The sequence below is a fragment of the Acetobacter pomorum genome (assembly GCF_002738225.1).
Taxonomy (GTDB): Bacteria; Pseudomonadota; Alphaproteobacteria; order Acetobacterales; family Acetobacteraceae; genus Acetobacter; species Acetobacter pomorum.
This window is the reverse complement of sequence record NZ_PEBQ01000105.1, coordinates 1-2,399: the sequence shown is the minus strand read 5'-3', so window position 1 is coordinate 2,399 and position 2,399 is coordinate 1. Positions and strand designations below refer to the sequence as shown.

Below are 2,399 nucleotides of genomic sequence, written 5' to 3'. Positions count from 1 at the left end.
CCGGCCTGGCCAAGGTCAAAGTCCGTGGTTGAGCCACTTTCCAGCGTCAAACCACCATCAATCGTCAGAGTGCCGACCTGGCCGGCATCCCCGGCCGCCAGCGTTGCACCTCCAGCAATATCAACACTACCCCCTATCGTGCCAGTACCGCCCAAGGCCGCGCCACTGTCTACACTAACCTGACCGGTAGATGCGCTGCTATCTCCATCGACATCCAACGTGCCTGCAGCAACTTCCGTGCCACCTGAATGACTATCAGTGCCGCTTAACGTGAGAGTGCCAGATCCTGTTTTTTGGACAACTCCAGAGCCTGAAATATTATCGGAAATCTGACCATCTTGATCCTGAGATAATTTGATATCGCTATCATCTGTTATATTCCCAGATCCCAGACTTTCTGAAGATGCAGTCAAGGTTCCTGCGGCGACATTCAGTCCGCCGCTGAAGTCATTCTGGCCTGAAAGCGTGAGGTCAGCATCTCCTGTTTTGGTAACTGAACCAGTTCCTGTGATGGAATTGTCCATCACCCCGTCTTCGTTTTGAGAGACGGTTAATTGGCTATCATCCTCAATAGCGCCAGAACCGAATGACCCTACAGAGCCAATAAGCGAACCGCTTTTAATCTCGGTACCACCTGAATAATCATTCTCTCCAGTGAGGGTCACATTCCCTACACCGCTTTTAACAACCTTACCCTCGCCTGAAATTGTATTGGTCAGGCCATTATCAGTGCTCTGATCAATATTCAGAAGAGAGCCAGCGTCTAGTTCAACACGTCCATTTCCAAGATTTGAAGTTGAAGCTTCAAGTGTCGCATCTGAAACTTTCACCCCGCCAGTAAAGCTATTCTGACCGGTCAGAACTGTCTCTCCGCCAACAACATTGATTGCTCCAGAACCATTTATAGCGGCCTTGATCGTAGTTACATGGCCCGGCTCTTTGTTCTCAACTGTCAGGCTACCATAGTCCTGAATGGTATTGGCAGATGGCAATGTCGCGGAATGTGTTGAACCGTCCGCAATCGTCAGTGATGCTTCTTTCCCGATATCTATCTCACCGGTTACAGCATTGTTGCCTCCTAGTGTTTCTGAAGCGCCATCATCCAGTTTTACGACCCCAGATCCTTCAATGGCTCCAGAAAACACCCCTCCTTTCCCATCAATCTCCAGCTCACTATTTTGCCCAGTCAGACTTACGGAACCAGTGCCGTTCAGCGTACCCAGAGTGGTATTTCCTGCAACAGAAATTATGCCACCGTTATCGATGATACTGCCCACTGTGGACCCATTGCCCGTATCAACGCTTGCTGCGTTTTCAATTTGCACCGTAGCCTGATTTGCTTGCACGCCAATCAGGCCTTCAGACCCTGATAGAACATCCAGAGAACCGTCACCTGTTATTTGACCACTGAACTGTCCAGAAGCGTCCGAAAGAGTAAGTGATTTCGCTCCGAGATTAACTGTGCCGGCGCCGGAGATGCTTTTTGTTCCTACATCACCAATGGACGTATCAAGGGAAGCCCCTGACGAAATATTCACATCGCTGTCTATGGGAGAGGCATTCACGCCTATTGCAAGCGTGCCTTCCTGAACATTGATGCCACCTGACAGAGTATCTTTTCCGCTCAGGACAATGTCACCAGCGCCAGTCTTGGTAAGTGATCCACTGCCAGAGATATCGTTAGCAAGCTCACTCTTCCCAGTAACATCAACCAGGAGAGATGTTTGATCATCAACAGCCCCAGTGCCCAGCGCTGCTGAGTTGGTGATCTCTAGAACACCACTTTCGATCTGCGTTCCTCCACTATATGTGTTGGAACCATCCATTACCAGCGTGCCCTGACCTGACTTGATCAGGCCTGCAGGCCCTTTTGTCCCATCAGTAATGGAAGCCGCAATCTCAGCTTTAATGTCTGCTCCAGAAGAAGATCCATCACCTACATCCACATTGAGGGAAGACCCAGAAGCTGAAATCGCATCTCCCGTTACATCATACGTTCCGCCATCCGTATTCGCGAATTGCATAGAGCCAACAGAGATATTTCCTTCACTATCATCAACAACGATATTTCCAGCCTGGCCTTCGAATAAGGCTGATCGCCCGTCAATCCAATTTGTTTGGGCATTTGCGGCAGAATCAGTCCATGGATTACTGGTTTCATTCCAGGTTCCACTTCCACCACTCAGGACACCGTTACCTTTGCCGCTTCCATTCCAGAACAATTGAGATCCGTTGAAGACAACCAGATTCACTTGGCCATCTATGGACATCTGCAATGATGCCTCGTCACCTGCATTGATAGGCAAGGTGGAAGATAGAGCTGTAGATCCACTGAGGGCGCCGGAGTAGTCAAAGAGACGGTACACGCCTTCTGAGAGTGTAGTGCCGGAGGTGGGATC

The 2,399-nt window shown here is 49.8% G+C and carries 1 protein-coding gene; it reads right to left on the bottom strand.

Annotation, left to right across the window (positions count from 1 at the left end):
- Positions 1 to 2,399, bottom strand: a 2,399-nt coding sequence (locus tag CSR02_RS07785; protein WP_208616819.1) for an autotransporter-associated beta strand repeat-containing protein, incomplete at both ends; no start/stop codon positions are given.